18 protein-coding genes are annotated in these 18,636 nt (G+C 68.8%); all 18 read left to right on the plus strand.

Going from position 1 to position 18,636, the window contains the following annotated elements; translation table 11 throughout:
- Positions 1–30 precede the first annotated feature (30 nt).
- The 18 genes from prmA to arsS all read left to right on the plus strand — a co-directional run bounded on the left by prmA (position 31) and on the right by arsS (position 18,632).
- Complete coding sequence (gene prmA, locus MC375_RS01340; protein ID WP_242101479.1) at positions 31–981, plus strand: 50S ribosomal protein L11 methyltransferase; 951 nt, start codon at positions 31–33, stop codon at positions 979–981.
- 5 nt (positions 982–986) lie between these two features.
- Complete coding sequence (locus tag MC375_RS01345) at positions 987–2,567, plus strand: DUF3426 domain-containing protein (RefSeq protein WP_242101480.1); 1,581 nt, start codon at positions 987–989, stop codon at positions 2,565–2,567.
- 107 nt (positions 2,568–2,674) lie between these two features.
- The gene (fis, locus tag MC375_RS01350; RefSeq protein ID WP_242101481.1) at positions 2,675–2,938 is read left to right on the plus strand and encodes a DNA-binding transcriptional regulator Fis; all 264 of its coding nucleotides are present in this window, start codon (positions 2,675–2,677) and stop codon (positions 2,936–2,938) included.
- A gap of 87 nt (positions 2,939–3,025) precedes the next feature.
- Positions 3,026–4,612, plus strand: coding sequence for a bifunctional phosphoribosylaminoimidazolecarboxamide formyltransferase/IMP cyclohydrolase (gene purH / locus MC375_RS01355; protein WP_242101482.1), 1,587 nt, complete (start codon positions 3,026–3,028; stop codon positions 4,610–4,612).
- A 19-nt stretch (positions 4,613–4,631) separates the two neighbouring features.
- Entirely contained in the window at positions 4,632–5,132 is a 501-nt protein-coding gene (locus MC375_RS01360) for an N-acetyltransferase (RefSeq protein ID WP_242101483.1), read from the plus strand.
- A complete protein-coding gene (locus MC375_RS01365; RefSeq protein WP_242101484.1) occupies positions 5,125–5,649 on the plus strand; it encodes a GNAT family N-acetyltransferase in 525 nt (174 codons plus the stop codon). The genes MC375_RS01360 and MC375_RS01365 overlap by 8 nt, the downstream gene beginning before the upstream one ends.
- The gene (purD, locus tag MC375_RS01370; RefSeq protein WP_242101485.1) at positions 5,646–6,941 is read left to right on the plus strand and encodes a phosphoribosylamine--glycine ligase; all 1,296 of its coding nucleotides are present in this window, start codon (positions 5,646–5,648) and stop codon (positions 6,939–6,941) included. The genes MC375_RS01365 and purD overlap by 4 nt, the downstream gene beginning before the upstream one ends.
- Positions 6,942–7,241: 300 nt before the next feature.
- Entirely contained in the window at positions 7,242–8,072 is an 831-nt protein-coding gene (locus MC375_RS01375; protein WP_242101486.1) for an alpha/beta hydrolase, read from the plus strand.
- Between the two features lie 299 nt (positions 8,073–8,371).
- On the plus strand, positions 8,372–9,208 hold the full coding sequence (locus MC375_RS01380; protein ID WP_242101487.1) for a universal stress protein: 837 nt from the start codon (positions 8,372–8,374) through the stop codon (positions 9,206–9,208).
- 544 nt (positions 9,209–9,752) lie between these two features.
- On the plus strand, positions 9,753–10,373 hold the full coding sequence (locus MC375_RS01385; RefSeq protein ID WP_242101488.1) for a sigma-70 family RNA polymerase sigma factor: 621 nt from the start codon (positions 9,753–9,755) through the stop codon (positions 10,371–10,373).
- Positions 10,366–11,028, plus strand: coding sequence for an NrsF family protein (locus MC375_RS01390; protein ID WP_242101489.1), 663 nt, complete (start codon positions 10,366–10,368; stop codon positions 11,026–11,028). The genes MC375_RS01385 and MC375_RS01390 overlap by 8 nt, the downstream gene beginning before the upstream one ends.
- Positions 11,029–11,185: 157 nt before the next feature.
- The gene (locus MC375_RS01395) at positions 11,186–13,327 is read left to right on the plus strand and encodes a bifunctional TVP38/TMEM64 family protein/FAD-dependent oxidoreductase (protein ID WP_242101490.1); all 2,142 of its coding nucleotides are present in this window, start codon (positions 11,186–11,188) and stop codon (positions 13,325–13,327) included.
- 4 nt (positions 13,328–13,331) lie between these two features.
- Complete coding sequence (locus MC375_RS01400) at positions 13,332–14,426, plus strand: inorganic phosphate transporter (protein WP_242101491.1); 1,095 nt, start codon at positions 13,332–13,334, stop codon at positions 14,424–14,426.
- Positions 14,427–14,441: 15 nt separating this feature from the next.
- Positions 14,442–15,485 (plus strand): methyltransferase domain-containing protein, encoded by a 1,044-nt coding sequence (locus MC375_RS01405; RefSeq protein ID WP_242101492.1) that lies wholly within the window; start codon positions 14,442–14,444, stop codon positions 15,483–15,485.
- Between the two features lie 5 nt (positions 15,486–15,490).
- Positions 15,491–16,162, plus strand: a complete 672-nt coding sequence (locus MC375_RS01410) for a glycosyltransferase (protein ID WP_242101493.1) — start codon at positions 15,491–15,493, stop codon at positions 16,160–16,162.
- Entirely contained in the window at positions 16,159–16,848 is a 690-nt protein-coding gene (locus MC375_RS01415) for a DUF2064 domain-containing protein (RefSeq protein ID WP_242101494.1), read from the plus strand. Before MC375_RS01410 ends, MC375_RS01415 begins: the two co-directional genes overlap by 4 nt.
- Complete coding sequence (locus MC375_RS01420; protein ID WP_242101495.1) at positions 16,845–17,669, plus strand: sterol desaturase family protein; 825 nt, start codon at positions 16,845–16,847, stop codon at positions 17,667–17,669. The genes MC375_RS01415 and MC375_RS01420 overlap by 4 nt, the downstream gene beginning before the upstream one ends.
- 6 nt (positions 17,670–17,675) lie before the next feature.
- The gene (gene arsS, locus MC375_RS01425) at positions 17,676–18,632 is read left to right on the plus strand and encodes an arsenosugar biosynthesis radical SAM (seleno)protein ArsS (RefSeq protein WP_242101496.1); all 957 of its coding nucleotides are present in this window, start codon (positions 17,676–17,678) and stop codon (positions 18,630–18,632) included.
- Positions 18,633–18,636: the final 4 nt, after the last annotated feature.

Here is an 18,636-nt window from a genome sequence, read left to right on the forward strand (position 1 = left end):
TGCAGCCCCCCGCCTTCCCGCCACGCCGCCATGCCCTTCCTCGAACTCAGCCTCCCGTGCACCGAAGCCGAGCAACCGCGCTACGAGCGCGCGCTGGAGGATGTAGGCGCGCTGTCGGTGACCCTGCAGGATGCGCACCTGGACGCAGCCGACGAACAGGCGATCTTCGAGCCCGGCGTGGGCGAGATCCCGCTGTGGCATGACATGCGCCTGGCGGCGTTGTTCGCCGCCGACACCGATCCGCTGATGCTGCTCGCGGCGCTAGAGAGCTTCGATCCAGAGCTCGACTGGTCGCAGGCGCGCTTCGACACCGTGGCCGACCAGGACTGGGAACGCGCCTGGCTGGACCAGTTCCAGCCGATGCGGTTCGGCGCGCGCACCTGGATCGTGCCCTGGAATCACGACCTGCCGGCCGAGGCCAGTTCGCCCGACACGGCGGTGGTACGGCTCGACCCGGGACTGGCGTTCGGCTCGGGCACCCACCCCACGACCGCGCTCTGCCTGCGCTGGCTCGACGGCCTGGCGCAGTCCGGCGAGCTGCAGGGGCGCGAGGTGCTCGACTTCGGCTGCGGCAGCGGCATCCTCGCGCTGGCGGCGCTCAAGTTGGGTGCGGCGCAGGCCACCGGCGTGGACAACGATCCGCAGGCGCTCATCGCCACGCGCGACAACGCGCAGCGCAATGGCGTCGCGCCCATGCTCCAGGCGCTTCTTCCGGACGACGCGCCACGCGCGCGCTATCCCATCGTCGTCGCCAACATCCTGGCATCTGCGCTCGATGCGCTCGCCGGCACGCTGGCCGAGCGGGTGCAGCTAGGCGGCCGGATCGCGCTGTCGGGCATTCTGCAGGGTCAGGAAGACGAACTGCTCGCGCGCTATGCGCGCTGGTTCGATGCGCTGCAGGTCGAATCCTGCGAGGACTGGGTGCGAATCGACGGAGTCCGCAATGACGTCGGGAGCGCAGCCAGCGGCGTGGTTGAATAGCCGGCATGTTCTCCAATTGTCCCTATTGCGGATTCCTGGTCGCGCTGGATGAGGCCGGCCAACCGCTGTCGCGCTGTCCCAACTGCGCACAGCGGCTGCGCGAAGACGATGCATCGACTGATGCCGCCACCACGCCGACCGCGCACGACGCCGGAACGACGACGTCCGCCCCGGCCGGTCACGTATCCGAACCCACACCGTCCGCATCGGCACCGTCTCCGGTGCTCGAACCTCCGCGCGGCAAAGCAGACGCCGCGGCTGCGGACACGCGCCGTCAACCCGGCGCGGCGGTTGACCTGCAGCCCATCGCCGTAGCGGACGAGACTGCATCGGCACGGCCCGATGCGACGCCCCCTGCCGTCGTGCCGGACGCAGCGGCGTTGGCACGACAGGATGCGGCTCCGGAAGCGATGACCCCGCAGGCGAATGCGGGCGACGATGCAGGCACGATGCAGGCGGCCGGCCCGGCCACATCCGTATCGAAGGTCCGGACGCCCGAGGGCGAAGAGGCAGCCACGCCGCTCGGTGCGAGCGCGGCCGCTGCCGACGACACATCGCCGCAACCGGCACTGCGGGCCGCACGTCCCGAGCCCCCTGCCGTGGCCGCGGCGGCGGACGTTGTACCAGCCGCAGCGGACGTGCAACCCGCGGAACCAGCGCAGGCCGGGGAAACAGGCGGCGCAGCGCCACCGCTTCCGGCACCAGAATCCGGCGCGGAACCGCCATCCGCCACCGCCCCGGAGCCGAATGCGCCGTCTGCGGCGACGATGACCGACGATTCCACCGCAGGGATTGCCGACGAGTCGCCGTCAGCGAGGGCAACGGACACCTCCTCGAACGCGGCCAAAAAGACCTCGACGCCATTACTGGCTGCCGATTCCCTGGCCGCCAAACCCATTGAAGGCGCGCCTCCCGCACCGCCGGACGGCGACGGGCCGGCGGTCTCTAGGAAGGGGGAAGGCGTGGCGATGTCGGCCGCAACGCCCGCGGCGGCGTTTCCCCAACCCGCCGACGCGACCACGACAGCCGCACCGGCCATGCCACCGAAACCAGTCCGGCGCAAACCCGGCACGACCGCTGTACCGAGCTTCGCGCGTGCCAGAGCGGGCGCGGTTGCGGTCGATCGCCGGCGGCTCGCGCTGCGTTGGTCCGCGATCGTCGCGCTGTCGTTGCTGCTGATCCTGCAGCTGGTGCTTTCCGATCGCGCGCGACTGGCCGGCGATGCGCGCTGGCGTGTAGTGCTGACGCAACTATGCGGCGTGTTGCAGTGCACGCTACCGGCCTGGCACGAACCGCGGGCGTTCCGCGTGATCGAACGCGACATCACCCTGCGCAGGCCAGGCGTGCTGCGCGTGAGCGCACGCATCCGCAACGATGCGCGCTGGCCCCAGCCTTGGCCGGCGCTGCAGTTGACGCTGTCCGACGCAAACGGACGCGATGTCGCCACCCGGGTCTTTACCCCGAGCGAATACCTGGGCGGCGCGCCAACGCAATCCGAGCTCGGCAGCGGACAGAGTGCGGCACTCTCGATGGAGATCGTCGAGCCCGGTCCACAGGCGGTCGCATTCACCTTCGATTTTCACTAACCACCGCACGCATCGCGGCGTGCGCGGCGATGGCAAGCGCGCAGGCGGCGCGCTAGACTGTGCCCCCGCCGGCAACCCGGCGGTGTTCGTTCCTCCGGGGGGCCGCGTTGAACGCCGACCGCATCGACAGCAAGATTTCGCGCACGCCGCTGCGCGAGCACGTCGCGAATTCGGTGCGTCGCTACATCGGCGACCTCAACGGCAGCGGTACCGACAACCTCTATGAGATCGCCCTGCGCGAACTCGAGATCCCGCTGTTTGCAGAAGTGCTCGAACACTGCGACGGCAACCAGAGCCGCGCTGCGGCCATGCTCGGCATCCACCGCGCCACGCTGCGCAAGAAGCTCAAGGAATACGGTCTGTCTTCGTAGACGCCGACCTCCATATCGGCTTGTGCGGGGATCGCTCGCGGCGCCGCGTCACCTATAATTCCGCGACCTCTCGCTGCCCCGCTCCTCATGCCGCAAATCCCCGCCTCCGGCGACCCGGTGAAGATCCGCCGCGCCCTGCTGTCCGTGTCCGACAAGAACGGGCTGATCGAATTCGCCAGGGCGCTGGCCGCGCGCGGCGTGGAACTGCTGTCCACCGGCGGTACGGCGAAGGCGCTACGCGAGGCCGGCCTGGCGGTTCGGGATGTCAGCGAAGCCACCGGTTTCCCGGAAATGATGGATGGCCGGGTCAAGACGCTGCACCCGGTAGTGCACGGCGGTCTGCTGGGCCGCGCCGGCATCGACGAAGACGTGATGGCGCAGCACGGGATCGAGAACATCGACCTGCTCGTGCTCAATCTGTATCCCTTTGTCGCGGTATCGATGGACCCGGCGAGCAGCTTCGACCAGGTCATCGAGAACATCGACATCGGCGGTCCGGCGATGCTGCGCTCGGCGGCGAAGAATTTCGCACGTGTCGCGGTGGCGACCGATCCATCGCAGTACGCCGGCATCGTCGCCGAGTTGCAGGCCAACGACGGCGCGCTGTCGGCGCGCACCCGTTTCGACCTGTCGGTGGCCGCGTTCAACAACGTCGCCTACTACGACGCCTGCATCAGCAACTATCTGTCCTCGTTGCAGGAGGACGGCAAGCAGACGCTGTTCCCGGCGCAGAACAACAGCAACTTCGTCAAGGTGATGGATCTGCGCTACGGCGAGAACCCCCACCAGCAGGGTGCGTTCTACCGCGACCTGTGGCCGGTGCCGGGCACGCTGGCCACCTTCACCCAGCTGCAGGGCAAGGAGCTGAGCTTCAACAACCTGGCCGACGCCGACGCGGCCTGGGAGTGCGTGCGCCAGTTCCAGCGCGCGGCCTGCGTGATCGTCAAGCACGCCAATCCCTGCGGCGTGGCCGAAGGCGCGGCCTGCGGCGACGCGTACGAACTAGCCTATGCCACCGATCCGACCAGCGCCTTCGGCGGCATCATCGCCTTCAATACGAAACTGGACGCGGCCACCGCGAAGACGATCCTGGACCGCCAGTTCGTGGAGGTCCTGATCGCGCCCGAGTACGACGACGGCGCGCTGGAGATCGCCAGGAAGAAGGCCAATGTGCGGGTGCTGCGCATCCCCCACGGCGAGGGCCGCAACAACATCGACGTCAGGCGCGTGGGGTCCGGGCTGCTGATGCAGACCAGCGATATCCGCGAAGTCGCCCGCGAAGAACTGAAGGTGGTCACGCGGCTTGCGCCCACCCCCGCGCAGCTCGACGACCTGCTGTTCGCCTGGCGGGTGGCCAAATACGTCAAGTCCAATGCGATCGTCTACGCGAAGGATCATCGCACCATCGGCATCGGCGCCGGCCAGATGAGCCGCGTCATCTCTGCGAAGATCGCGGCACTCAAGGCCGAAGAAGCGGGCCTGGTCGTTCCCGGCTCGGTCATGGCCAGCGACGCATTCTTTCCGTTCCGCGACGGCATCGATGCCGCCGCTGCTGCGGGAATCAAGGCGGTGATCCAGCCGGGCGGATCGATGCGCGACAACGAGGTGATCGCCGCCGCCGACGAACATGGCCTGGCCATGGTCTTCACCGGCGTGCGCCACTTCCGGCATTAGGCAAGGGCCAGGCGACACCATGTGGATCCGCAGCGAAACCGGAGCCGACCACGCCGCGATCCGCGCCGTCGTGGACGCCGCGTTCGCGCAAGCGCCCTATGCGTCCGGTACCGAATCGCGCATCGTCGAAGCGCTGCGGCGCGAAGACGCGTTGAGCATTTCGCTGGTGGCCGACATCGACGGCCGCGTCGCAGGCCATGTGGCCATCTCGCCCGTCTCCATCGCAGGCACAACCGGCTGGCACGGCCTTGGCCCGGTCGCGGTCGCCCCGGCCGAGCAGGGACATGGCATCGGTTCCGCATTGGTGCAGGCAGCGCTCTCCGAATTGCGCACTGCCGGCAGTCTGGGCTGCGTAGTGCTCGGCGAACCCGGCTATTACGCCCGCTTCGGCTTCGATGCGGTCGAAGGGCTGTCGTACCCCGATGCGCCGCCGGGATACTTCATGGCGCTTGTGTTTGGCGAAACCGTGCCGCGCGGCGTCGTGTCCTATCACCCCGCATTCTCCCTTGCCAATGGCTGACCTCGTCCTTCGCGCAGCCCTGCCCGGCGACTTCGCGCGCATCGTCGCGCTCAACGACGCCGAAGTGACCGCCACCAGCGCGATGGACGTGGCGCGCCTGGGCCTGCTCGATGCGCTCGCCGCGTACCACAGGGTCGTCGAGCTGGAAGGCCTGGTCGTCGCGTTCCTGCTCGCGATGGACGATGGCGCGGCCTACGACAACGACAATTTCCGCTGGTTCGCCGCCCGCTATCCGCGCTTTCTCTATGTCGACCGGATCGTGGTCGACGCCGGCCACGCCGGCCTCGGCCTCGGCAGCCGGCTGTATCGCGACCTGTTCGAGCACGCGCGCCGTGCCGGCATCGGCACGGTCGTGTGCGAATACAATCTCGAGCCGCCCAATCCCGCGTCGGCGGCCTTCCACGCACGCTTCGGCTTCAATGAGGTCGGCACACGCCGGCTCGCCGATGGCAGCAAGCGCGTCTCGATGCAGGCCGCAAGCGTCCCGCCCCACGGATCGACAGGAACACTGCCATGAAACTGCTGGTCATCGGCTCGGGCGGTCGTGAACATGCGCTGGCCTGGAAGCTGGCGCAGTCGCCGCGGGTGACCGAAGTGCTGGTCGCGCCCGGCAACGCCGGGACCGCGCGCGAGGACAAGTGCCGCAACATCGACATCAAGGCCACCGACATCGATGGCTTGCTGGACCTGGCCCGGCGCGAAGAGGTGGCCCTGACCGTGGTCGGGCCCGAGCAACCCCTGGTGGTCGGCGTGGTCGACATGTTCCGCGCCGCTGGGCACCGCATTTTCGGCCCGACCGCGGCGGCCGCGCAGCTGGAAGGCAGCAAGGCGTTCGCGAAGGATTTCCTGGCGCGGCACGGGATCCCCACCGCGTTCTATGCCGTGCACACGGATGTCGACCAGGCGCTCGCCTACGTTCGCGACAAGGGCGCGCCGATCGTAATCAAGGCCGACGGCCTGGCCGCGGGCAAGGGCGTGATCGTGGCGACCACACTGGCCGAGGCCGAAGCGGCGGTGCGCGACATGCTCGAGGGCAATGCCTTCGGCGAGGCCGGCGCGCGGGTGGTGATCGAGGAGTTTCTCGAAGGCGAGGAAGCCAGCTTCATCTCCATGGTCGACGGCCGTACTGCGCTGCCGATGGCGACCAGCCAGGACCACAAGCGCGTCGGCGACGGCGACACCGGACCCAACACCGGCGGCATGGGCGCGTATTCGCCCGCACCGGTGGTCACGCCCGAGGTACATGCACGGGTACTGCGCGAAGTGGTGGAACCCACCGTGCGCGGCATGGCCGCCGACGGCGTGCCGTTCACCGGGTTCCTGTATGCGGGGCTGATGATTGACGCCAGCGGCGCGCCCAAGGTGATCGAATTCAACGTGCGCTTCGGCGATCCGGAAACGCAGCCGGTCATGCTGCGCCTGCGCAGCGACCTGGTGGAACTGGTGGAAGCTGCGATCGACGGCGCGCTGGCGGGGACCGAAGCGCACTGGGATCCGCGCCCTTCGCTGGGTGTGGTGATGGCGGCCGAAGGTTATCCCGGCACTCCGCGCATCGGCGATGCGATCAACAGCCTCGACGTGCCCGACGTGGACGACACCAAGGTGTTCCACGCGGGCACCCGGCTCGAAGACGGCGGTGCGGTCACCGCCGGCGGTCGCGTACTGTGCGTGTGCGCGCTCGGCAACAGCGTCGAGGACGCCCAACGCAAGGCCTATGCCGAAGTTTCGGGCATTTCCTGGCACGGCGAATTCCACCGCCATGACATCGGCTGGCGGGCGATCGAACGCGAGCGCAGATCGGCTACATAAGCCGTCGCCCACGGACGACCGGGCCTTGGACATTCGCTTTCGCCGATCGTGGGCGACAAGCGGATCGAGCACCGGAACCACGGGACAGGACTGGGGCGCGAACCAATGCGCTGGTGATTGGCGTCGGCGCATCCGGCCAGATGCCCTCGGGCGTCAGGATTCGAGGTCGTTGTCGAACGGACGCCGTTCCGCTGCACGTGTCCGACAGGGCGCACTAATATGAAGCGCCGACCCGGGCGCAGGATCTTCGATCGTTCGCGCGCGCCCGGTGTTGCCCCTGCCCCCCACGGAGAACTGGCTATGAGCACGATCACCACCCAAGACGGCGTCGATATCTTCTACAAGGACTGGGGCCCCAGGACCGCCCAGCCGATCGTCTTCCACCACGGCTGGCCGCTCTCGAGCGACGACTGGGATACCCAGATGCTGTTTTTCCTCGAGCAGGGCTACCGGGTCATCGCCCACGACCGGCGCGGGCATGGGCGCTCCAGCCAGGTCAGCGATGGTCACGACGTGGATCACTACGCTGCCGACGCCGCGGCCGTCATGGAACATCTCGACCTGCGCAACGCAGTGCATATCGGCCATTCCACGGGCGGTGGCGAGGTCGCGCGGTACGTCGCGCGCCATGGCAAGGGTCGTGTTGCCAAGGCGGTCCTGATCAGTGCCGTGCCGCCGATCATGGTCAAGACCGATGCCAACCCCGGTGGTCTGCCGATCGAGGTGTTCGATGGCCTGCGGGCCGCGCTCGCCGCCAATCGCGCGCAGTTCTTCCGCGATCTTCCCAGCGGCCCCTTCTACGGCTTCAACCGTCCTGGTGCCAAGGTCGACGAGGGCGTCATCGCCAACTGGTGGCGGCAAGGCATGAACGGAAGCGCGAAGGCGCATTACGAGGGCATCAAGGCCTTCTCCGAAACCGACTTCACCGAGGACCTCAAGGCGATCGACGTGCCCACCCTGGTCATGCACGGCGATGACGACCAGATCGTGCCCATCGCCGATTCCAGCCTGCTTTCGGTCAAGCTGCTGAAGAACGGCACGCTCAAGGTCTACGAAGGCTATTCCCACGGCATGTGCACCACCAATGCCGACGTGATCAACCCGGACCTGCTCGCCTTCATCAAGAGCTGAGTCTGCCCGCGCATGCCCGGCGCGAAGCCCTGGGAGGGTGCTTCGCAAGCAGTACGCGGGGCAAGGCGTGCGGCGCCCGCAGCGGCGGCGGTCCTGGAGTGATATCTGGAGACGGTCGCCGGAGCCAGGGCGGTCGCCGCTCGCCTGCCCGACTCGCTGCGCGGCCCGCACGCCGGTGCAATGGCGCGACGCGCAGGAAGCAAAGGGGCGGTCACCAACGACCCGAAGGATTGATCTGGGTCAATCCCCCGCACGCTCGATCTGGCGACAGTGGCGCATCTGTCCGTGAGGAAGATCGCATGCCTCCCAAAGACCTCGTGGTGTTCATCGAGCCGCACCGCGGTGACAGCCAACGCCTCGCATACGCCGTGGCGCTGGCCAAGCGCTGGCAGGCGCACCTGATCGCAACGTTCGTCACCCAGCCGCTGGCGCTCAACCCGCACGCGGCGTTTGCGGTCGGAGCCGCACTGTCCACCATGCTGGCCGACTATCGGGACGACGCGGCGGCCGCACAGGCCAGAGCGCGTTCCGAGTTCGATCATCTGGTGGGGCAGCGCAGCTTTACCGGCGAATGGCGCGTGTCCGATGACGAGACCGGTGAGGCCTTGATGCTGCACGCGCGGCACGCAAGCCTCGCCATCCTAGGTCCGCCCGCCCGCCGGAACACGCAGACGACGGCGCTTGGCCTCGCTGAGCGCATGATTTTTGCTTCGGGACGTCCCTGCCTGCTGGTGCCCGATTCATGGTCGCCCGAGCGGATCGCCAGCCGCATCGTCGTGGGCTGGAACGGGGGTCGCGAAGCCACCCGCGCCATCGCCGATGCGATGCCGCTGCTGATCGCGGCCGAAGCGGTACACCTGGTCGTCGTGCCCGACACCCGGATCCAGGCGCTGTACGGAGAGGACCCGGGCGCGGACATGGCCGCGCACCTGGCACGGCAGGGCGCGTCCGTGGTGCTCGAACAACGCCGGGGCGAAGACGCCGGCGCGGTGCTGCTGGAGCGCTGCGAGGCGATCGACGCCGACATGCTGGTGGTTGGCGCGATGGGCCGATCGCGGATCAGCGAATTCATCCTCGGCGGCGCGACACGCACCATCCTGGAGCGGGCCGGCCTGCCGGTGCTGCTCTCGCGCTAAGCACCCCGGTCCCGGATCTTTGCCGCAGGCACGGGACGAGGCTGCACACCCAGCCTGGCCAGCTGTCTCCGTGGGTAGTTGCGGCCTGAAAAGACAACGGGCTATTGATCTGCCGGCCTGCTACGGGCCGTTCGCAAAGCCATGCGCCCCAGGCATCTTCTCAATCAACCAGTCAGTACTCCGAGGCGCTGTCGTCCCGCGGTCGGCAGCTGCGTCCGTTTTTCTTTCGGCTTGATGTAACCATTCGTCCCCTCGCGCGAAGTCTCCTGATGCGAGCGGCGCCCGGACTGCCATACGCGGTTCGTCGGCCTCGCTACTACCCATTCCCAGGAGAACTTCCATGACGACCCGTTTCCGGTCCGCGGTTCCCGCCTTGGCCCTCGTTGCTGCGCCGGGTTTGGCCCGGCGTCCGGTCGGGGTGTCGCTGGACCATCTGGTTGCGCGTCGTGTGCGTGCCTAGGCACGCGCGCGCTTGGTGATCGCATCGGACCGTCGCATCATGGCCGAGATCCTTCCCTTCCCGAAACCGGAGCAGGCGACTCCCATGCCCCTGCGCAGCGTATCGGCTACCCCCGCGGGCCCGTCCGGGCAGACGCGGGACAGCGGGGAAGCCTGGGGCGCGTGGATGGTCAGCGCCCAGGACGGCGATCGCGACGCGTACCACGCGCTGCTGGTCGGGATCACGCCCTACCTGCGCGCCATCGCCCAGCGCTACCTCGGTCGCGGCGACGATGCGGAAGATGCGGTGCAGGAAATCCTGCTGGTCGTGCATGACATCCGCCACACCTACGAGCGCGGGCGTCCGTTCAAGCCGTGGCTGAGCACGATCGCGACGCGCCGCTGCATCGACCTGCTGCGGCGCCGCGCGCGCCGGTTCCAACACGAATTCACCACGGACGAGGATCTGGATCATCTGCAGGAAGCCGCGTCGACGCCGGACGAAACCACCGCGCGCCTGCACGACGCGCGCAGCGTGCGCGATGCGGTCGCCGGCCTGTCGCCGAAACAGCAGGAAGCGATCCGCCTCGTGCACCTGGGCGAGATGTCGCTGGGCGAGGCTTCGGCGCAGAGCCGGCAGAGCGTCGGATCCTTGAAAGTGGCTTGCCATCGGGCGCTGAAGACGTTGCAGCGGACCCTCGGCAGCAAGGGGCAGGACCATGACTGATACCAACATCCTGATCGAACAGCTGGCAGCGCGCGCCAAACCCGTGCGGCCGCTCGCGTCGCCGATGCGGCGCACGGCGTTGTGGATCGCGATGGCGAGTGCCATCGTCGCGCTGATCGCCGCCGCCATCGGCCTGCGTCCGGGGCTGGCCGCCGAGCTCGCCGCCGCGCCGGCGCTGATCGAATGGGTCGCCAGCGTGCTGACCGGGATTCTCGCCGCCTATGCCGTGTTCCAGATCAGCGTGCCTGGCCGTTCGCCGGCCTGGGCCTGGCTGCCGGTACCGACCCTGCTGTTGTGGCTCAGCGGGCTGGGCTGGGGCTGCCTGCGGGATCTCGCCCGCATCGGCAGCGACGCCTTCCTCTTCCAGCTCAGCAGCTGGCATTGCGCCCTGGCGATCACCATGACCGGCGTGCCGCTGGGCCTGGTGCTGCTGCTGATGGTGCGCCATGCCGGCGTGGTCCGGCCCAGGGCGACCGCGATGCTGGCGGCGCTGAGCGCCGCGGCGCTGTCGGCCGCGGGCGTCACCCTCATTCACGGCCACGAGAGCGCACTGATGGTGCTGGTCTGGCATCTGGGCGCAGTGGCGCTGCTGTCGCTGCTGTGCCTGCTGTTCGGCCGCCCGCTGTTCTCGTGGATCGGGCACGCGCGGCGCTGAGCTTTTTTTCCGGTGCCCGAGAGAAGGGCCGAGTAGGTCGTCTCTCCAGCGAACGCTGGAGTCCACACCGACCTTGTTCATGAAATCGCCACATCGGAACGGATTCCAGCGCTTGCTGGAATAACGAGATTCCGTCCACTTCCTACGAAGGAAACGCATGTCCCGCTCCAGAACCCGCCTGATCCTCGCCGTCGTGCTGGTCCTTGCCGCCCTGACCCTGTGGCGCAGCGGGCTGCTGGGCGAACTCAGCCTGGAAGCCTTCAAAGCGCGGCAGGACGCGTTGCAGGCATGGACGGCGGCGCATCCGTCGCTGGCGGCCGGCGGGTTCCTCGCGCTGTACGTCGTGGTCACCGGCCTGTCGCTCCCGGGCGCGGCCGTGCTCACGCTCGCCGCGGGCGCGCTGTTCGGCCTGCTCGAAGGCACGCTGCTGGCCTCGTTCGCCAGCTCGATCGGCGCGACGCTGGCCTTCCTCGCCTCGCGCTTCGTGTTCCGCGACGCGCTGCGCGACAAGTACGGCGAGCGCCTGCGCACCTTCGACGAGGGCATCGCGCGCAACGGCGCGTACTACCTGTTCACCCTGCGCCTGGTGCCGGTGTTCCCGTTCTTCGTGATCAACCTGCTGGCGGGGTTGACGGCGCTGAAGACGCGCACCTTCTACTGGGTCAGCCAGGTCGGCATGCTGCCCGGCACCATCGCCTACGTGTACGCCGGCACCCAGCTCGCGCGCATCCGCGAGCCGGCCGACATTCTGTCGCCGGGACTGATCGGCGCGTTCGCGCTGCTGGGCTTCCTGCCGCTGATCATGCGCGGGCTCACGCGCTGGCTGGCGGCGCGGCGCGTATACCGCGGGCACACGCGCCCGCGCCGCTTCGACTACAACCTGATCGTCATCGGCGCCGGCTCGGCCGGGCTGGTGTCGGCCTACATCGCCGCGACCGCGCGCGCCAAGGTGGCGTTGATCGAGCGCGACCGCATGGGCGGCGATTGCCTCAACACCGGCTGCGTGCCGTCGAAGGCGCTGTTGCGCAGCGCGCGGCTGATGGCCGATGCGCGCAACGCCGGGCGCTACGGCATCGCCAGGGTCGATGTCCAGATGGACTTCGCCCAGGTCATGGCGCGCGTGCACGAGGTCATCCGCAAGATCGAGCCGCACGACTCGGTGGAGCGCTATACGAAGCTCGGCGTCGAGGTCATCACCGGCGAGGCGCGGATCGTGTCGCCGTGGGAAGTCGAAGTCGGCGGCAAGCGCCTGAGCGCGCGCAGCCTGGTCATCGCCACGGGCGCGCGGCCGTTGGTGCCCGCCATCCCCGGCCTCGACGGTGTTGCGTACCTGACTTCGGAAAACCTGTGGGAGCTGCGTTCGTTGCCCAAGCGCCTGCTCGTGCTCGGCGGCGGCCCGATCGGCTGTGAGCTGAGCCAGGCCTTCGCGCGCCTGGGCAGCGAGGTGACCCAGGTGGAAATGGCGCCGCGCCTGCTGCCGCGCGAGGACGCCGACGCCGCGGCCGAGGTCGCGTCGCGCTTCCGCGCCGAAGGCGTACGGGTGATGACCGGCTGCAAGGCGCTGCGGGTCGAGCGCGACCGCGAGGGCGATTGCCTGGTCTGCGCGAAAGACGGCGAGGAAGTCGCCCTGCCCTTCGACCGCCTGCTGCTCGCGCTGGGCCGCAAGGCGAACGTGGAAGGCTTCGGCCTGCAGGAGCTCGGCGTCGAGATCCGGAAGAACGGCACGGTGGAAGCCGATCCGTTCCTGCAGACCAGCTTCCCCAACATCCTGGTGGCCGGCGATGTCACCGGCCCCTACCAGTTCACCCACGTCTGCGCACACCAGGCGTGGTACGCCTCGATCAACGCGCTGCTGTCACCGCTGTGGCGCTTCAAGGCCGACTACCGCGTGATCCCGTGGGCGACGTTCACCGATCCGGAAGTGGCGCGCGTGGGCCTGTCGGAAGACGAGGCCAGGGCGCAGGGCATCGCAGTGGAAGTGACCAGATACGGACTGGACGATCTCGACCGCGCGATCGCCGATTCGGCGGACCACGGCTTCGTCAAGGTGCTCACGCCGCCGGGCAAGGATCGCATCCTCGGCGCGACCATCGTCGGCGAACACGCCGGCGACCTGCTCGCCGAGTTCGTGCTGGCGATGAAGCACGGCCTGGGCCTCAACAAGCTGCTCGGCACGATCCACATCTATCCCACCCTCAGCGAGGCCAACAAGTACGCCGCCGGCGCGTGGAAGCGCGTGAACGCGCCGCAGGGCCTGCTGCAGTTCGCCGCGCGTTACTTCGCGTGGCGACGGGGCTGATCGCATGGCACTGATCCTGCTCGTGCTGGTCACCCTGGTGCTCGCCGCCGCCAACGGCGCGAACGACAACATCAAGGGCGCGGCGACCCTCGTCGGCTCAGGGATCGTGGGTCATCGCGGCGCCATCGCGTTCGCCACGCTCGCCACCGCGGTGGGCGGCGTGGCGTCGATCTACCTGGCCAATGGCCTGCTGATGGCGTTCAGCGGCAAGGACATCGTGCCGGATGAGATCACCGCCTCGCTCCCGTTCCTGCTGGCGGTCGCGAGCGGTGCGGCGATGACCGTGTGGCTGGCGACGTGGACCGGCATGCCCGTCTCCACCACCCACGCCCTGCTCGGCGGCTTGCTGGGCGCCGGTGTCGCCGTGGTGCCACAACAGGTCGGCTGGGTAGTCGCCACGAAGGCGATGCTGCTACCGCTGCTGATTTCGCCGCTGCTGGCCTTGCTGCTGGCGCTGGTGCTGGTGCCGGCGGTGCGACACCTGCGGGCGCGGCCGGCGCAAAACGATCCCTGCGTGTGCGCCGACATCCAGATGGTGACCGACAGCCCGGCGCTGGCCGCCGCGCGCACCACGATCACCTTCGCCACCGCGGGCGCTAGGGCATGCGCGCCAGCGCCCGGCCGGGCGATCGCCTCGCTTCCGGTTCGTGTGTGGCTGGACCGCGCGCACCTGGGCAGCGCGGCTACGGTCAGTTTCGCGCGCGGTTTGAACGACACGCCGAAGATCGCGGCGCTGATGGTCGCTGGCGGCGGCGGACTGGGGATCGGGACGGCCTCGCTCACCGTGGTGACGGCCATGGCGCTGGGCGGCCTGCTGGCGTCGCGCCGGGTGTCAGACACGCTCGCGCATAAGGTGACCCGGATGGATGCCGGCGAAGGCCTCGGCGGCAACCTGGTCACGACCGCCCTGGTCATGGGCGCATCGCGCTTCGGCCTGCCCGTATCGACCACGCACGTGAGCACCGGCGCGCTGTTCGGCATCGCCGCGGGCAACGGCAGCGGCCACGCCGAGGTGATCCGCCGGATCCTGCTGGCCTGGTGCGTCACATTGCCGCTTGCGAGCGTGCTCGCCTTCGGCTTCGGACTCCTTCTGCGTTGATTTCCTGGTGACCCAATGAACCTGCACACCACTCACGACGATGTCCGCCATTACTACGGCGACGTGCTCCAGTCCACGCGCGACCTGCGCACCGGCGCCTGCTGTCCGGCGGAGTCCATGCCGGCGGCCCTGCGTGCACTGCTCGAGGATGTGCATTCGGAAGTGAAGGACCGTTTCTACGGCTGCGGCTCGCCGCTGCCGCCGGCGCTGGAAGGCCGGACCGTGCTCGACCTGGGCTGCGGCACCGGGCGCGACGTCTACCTGCTGTCGCGCCTGGTCGGCGAATCGGGCCGGGTCATCGGCGTCGACATGACGCCGGAACAACTGCAGGTCGCCACCCGCCACCAGGCGTGGCACGCGCAGCGCTACGGCCATGCGCAATCCAACGTGCGCTTCGTCGAGGGCTACATCGAGCGGCTCGCGGACTGCGGCATCGCCGACGCCAGCGTCGACGTGGTCGTGTCCAACTGCGTGCTCAACCTGTCGCCCGAGAAGGAACATGTATTCGCGGAGATCTTCCGCGTGCTCAAGCCCGGCGGCGAACTGTATTTCTCCGATGTGTTCGCCGACCGCCGCATCCCCGACGCGTTGCGCAGCGATCCGGTCCTGCTGGGCGAATGCCTGGCCGGAGCGCTGTACGTCGAGGACTTCCGCCGCATGCTCGATCGACTGGGTTGCGCCGACGCGCGCTGCGTCAGCCAGTCGCCGATCCCGCTGCTCGACCCGCAGATCGAGGCCCGGATCGGCATGGTCGGATTCCGCTCGATGACGATGCGCGCGTTCCGCCTGCCGCTGGAGGATCGCTGCGAGGATTACGGCCAGCTCGCCACCTATCGCGGCAGCATCGCGGGCCTGCCGCACGCCTTCGTGCTCGACGATCACCATCGCTTCGAGACTGGCAGGCCGATGCTTGTGTGCGGCAACACCTTCGACATGCTGGCGCTGTCGCGCTACGGCGCGCACTTCGACCTGCAGGGCGACCAGCGCGTCCATTTCGGCCTGTTCGACTGCGGCACCCCACCCACGACCGCGACGGCACCTGCCGGCGCCTGCTGCTGAAGTCCATGCGCCCGAGTCTCGCCATCGTTATCCCCGCCGGTCCCGGCGATCGCACCTGGGAGGGCTTGCTGCCGCAGCTGGCCGCTGCGCGGGCGCGCGAGGTCATGCTCGTGCTGGCGCAAGGCGATGACGAGGTCATGGACGCGTTGCCGGCGAACGTCACCCTGCTCCGCTCCGCCGCCGGTCGCGCGCGCCAGCTCAACGCCGGCGCAACCCGGACCGACGCCGACTGGTTGTGGTTCCTGCATGCAGATTCACGGATCGTTGCTTCGACCCTAGACGCCTTGCATCGCTTTGTCGACGCCGATGAAACCGCTATCGGCTACTTCGACCTGCGCTTCCTGCACGATGGTCCGCGCCTGATGTTCCTCAACGCGTTGGGAGCGCATATGCGCAGCCGCCTGCTCGGGCTGCCGTTCGGCGACCAAGGCCTGCTGATGCCGCGGCGCGTGTACGACGCCATCGGCGGCTTCGACGAGCATGTCGGCGCAGGCGAGGACCACGCTGCGATCTGGGCGGCACGCGCGCTCGACATTCCGCTGCGCGCGTTGCGCGCGCCGGTCTACACCAGTGCGCGCAAGTACGCGCAACGCGGCTGGTGGGCCACCACGCGCGACCACGTGCGCGCGACTGCGCAGCAGGCGCGGCGTTTCTCCCGTCCGGAGCAGGTGTCATGAGCTGCGGCATTGCCATCTTCGTCAAGACGCCGTCGCTGTCGCCGGTGAAGACGCGGCTGTGGCCGGGGATCGGGCGTCGTCGCGCGGAGGCGCTGTACCTGTCGTCGGCACAAGCCGTGGCCTCGGTGGCGATGCAGACGCGCGACCAGGGCGGTATCGAGCCGTACTGGGCGGTGGCGGAAGACGCCGCGCTTCCTGTCGAGGCATGGACCGACCTGCCGCAGCTGCCGCAAGGCATCGGTTCCCTGGGCGAGCGCATGGCGCAGGTCTACGCGCGGCTGCGTCAAGCCCATCACGCGGCGATCCTGATCGGCGCCGATGCGCCGCAGCTGACCGCGCACGCACTGCAGCGGGCGGCAGTTTGGTTGTCCGGCGTCGAGTCGCGCCTGGCGATCGGCCGCGCCGCCGACGGCGGCTTCTGGCTGTTCGGCGGCAACGCGTCGCTGCACGACGACGCGTGGACCGGCGTGCGCTACAGCGCGCCGGATACCGCGGCGCAGTTCATGCACGCCATGCACGGAACCGGCGCCTGGCTCGAACTGGAAACGCTGCACGACCTCGACACCGTGGACGACCTCCCCCACGTGCGCACCGGCCTGGCGGCACTCGCCGCGCCGACCCCGGCGCAACTGCGGCTGATAGGCGAACTCGAGGCGCTGTCCGACATCGCGGAGGCCAGCACATGAACGCCTGGTGGCTCGCGCATGCCGGCCCCACCAGGTTGCTGGTCGTCGCCGCCCTGCTGCTGGCGCTGCTGTTGTGTCAGCGCGCGTGGCCCACGCGCGGCGAAGCGCCGGTACGCGGGCGGCGCTGGCGCAACCTCGGCCTGGCGGCGGTGTCGACGCTGCTTGTCTACCTGATCCTGCCGCTCACCGCGGTGACGTTCGCCTGGCAGATGACGAGTCGCGGCATCGGCCTGCTGGCCATGGTCGATATGCCCGCGGCGCTGGAATTCGCGGTCGCGATCGTGGCCCTGGATCTGGCGATCTACTGGCAGCACCGCTGGTTCCACGTGGTGCCGCCGCTGTGGCGCATCCATCGCGTCCATCACAGCGACCTGCAGTTCGAGGTGACGCTGGGCCTGCGCTTCCACCCGGCGGAGATACTGCTGTCGATGCTCTACAAGTTTGCCGTCATCGCCGCGCTCGGGCCGTCCGTGGCTGCGGTGGCGGTGTACGAAATCCTGCTCGCCGGGTTCGCGCTGCTGACCCACGCCGACATCGCCATCCCGCATGCCTGGGACCGGCAGCTGCGGCGCGTGCTGGTGACGCCGGACTGGCACCGCGTGCACCACTCGGTGCACCGGGACGAGACCGACAGCAACTACGGCAACATCCTCTCGCTGTGGGACCGACTGTTCTGCTCGCGCGTCGAACAGCCGCGCGACGGCCACCGCGGCATGACGATCGGCCTCGACCAGTTCCGCGACTCGCAGGAGCAGACGCTGATCGCGCTGCTGCGGCAGCCGCTGGCCCGCGACACCCGCCTTCCCGCCCACCGGCAATAGACCCCCATGCACGACACCTGGCCCCTGCTGAAAGACAGCGACTTCCCCGAGATCGAGCGCGGCGCGGTCACCACGCTGCAGCTCAACCTCGGCTACCGCTGCAACCTGAGCTGCATCCACTGCCACGTCAACGCGGGCCCGCGCCGGACCGAGGCCATGGACCAGGCCACGATGCAGCTGGCGCTCACCGTGGCCGAACGCCTGCAGGTCCAGAACCTCGACCTCACCGGCGGCTCGCCGGAAATGAACCCGCGGTTCCGCTGGCTGGTCGAGCAGGCGAAATCCGCGGGCCTGCACGTGATGGACCGGCTCAACCCGACCATCATGGAAGAGCCCGGCTACGACTGGGTCGGCGGCTTCCTCGCACGCCATAAAGTCGAAGTCGTCGCATCGCTGCCCTGCTACAGCCAGGACAACGTCGATGAGCAACGCGGCGACGGCGTATTCGAAAGTTCGATCCGCGCGCTGCGGACACTCAACGCGCTCGGCTACGGCCAGCCCGGCAGCCCGCTGCAGCTCAACCTGGTCTACAACCCCAACGGCGCATTCCTGCCGCCGGCCCAGGACGCGCTGGAGCGCGACTACCACCGCCTGCTCGGCGAGAATTTCGGCATCGTCTTCCACCGCCTGTACGCGCTGGCGAACATGCCGATCCAGCGCTTCGGTTCCTGGCTGCTGTCCAAGGGCCAGTTCCAGGGCTACATGGACACGCTGCGCAACGCGCATCGCGAGGAAAACCTGGCGTCGGTCATGTGTCGCTCGACCCTGAGCGTGGGCTACGACGGCCAGCTCTACGACTGCGACTTCAACCAGATGTTCAAGCTGCCGCTGGCCGGGCGCGAGCAACCGACCCACCTGCGCGACCTGCTCGACCACGACATGCCGCGCCGGATTGCTGTCGCAGGGCACTGCTACGGCTGCACCGCCGGCCAGGGCTCCAGCTGCGGAGGCGCACTCACATGAATGC

The organism is Lysobacter sp. M2-1 (assembly GCF_022662495.1).
GTDB lineage: Bacteria > Pseudomonadota > Gammaproteobacteria > Xanthomonadales > Xanthomonadaceae > JAKPBU01.